This window comes from Falsiroseomonas oryziterrae, from assembly GCF_021864505.1.
Lineage (GTDB): Bacteria > Pseudomonadota > Alphaproteobacteria > Acetobacterales > Acetobacteraceae > Falsiroseomonas > Falsiroseomonas oryziterrae.
The window spans coordinates 1-616 of the sequence record NZ_JAKJIB010000697.1; the positions used below are offsets into that span (position 1 = coordinate 1).

1 protein-coding gene is annotated in these 616 nt (G+C 77.6%); it reads right to left on the minus strand.

Annotated elements, in window-relative coordinates:
- A partial coding sequence (locus L2I40_RS24180) for a diacylglycerol/lipid kinase family protein (RefSeq protein WP_237217870.1) occupies positions 1-616 on the minus strand: 616 nt, incomplete at both ends.

Below are 616 nucleotides of genomic sequence, written 5' to 3' on the forward strand. Positions count from 1 at the left end.
CGCCAGGGCGATGCGGCGCGCCGGCCGGATCTCGACGCCGGGCAGGCGGGGGATGAGGCCGAGCGGCAACGCGGCGCCGGCGAGCGCCGCCCGCCACGCGCCGGGCCGGCGGAACAGCACGACATGGAAGCCGGGCAGGTCGGGCCGCGCGCCGGGCGCGACCAGGTAGCGCCCGGCATAGAGCCGGCCCTTGGTGACGATCACGCTCGCCGCCGTCGCCGTCTCGCCGTCCAGTGTGGCGGCGAGGGACGGGAAGCGATAGCGCGGGAGTTCGCGCAGCGACTGCCAGACATAGGCGGCCCGCCCGAGGCGGCGCTTCAGCCCGAGGTCGAGATGCGCCACGACCGCGGCGTCGAAGCCCGCGCCCAGCATCTGCACGAAGAGCCGGCTCCGCCCGTCGGCGAAGCGCGCGAGGCCGGGATGCAGCAGCGTCGCGCGGCCGCCGGTCATCACCGCCGCCGCACGTTCCGGCTGCCGCGGCAGGCCGAGCTCCCAGGCCAGCACGTTCGCCGTGCCGAGCGGCAGCACGCCGAGCGTGGCGGCGCTGCCGGCAATCCCCGAGGCGACTTCCGCGATGGTGCCGTCGCCGCCCGCCGCGACCACGACCGGCACGCCG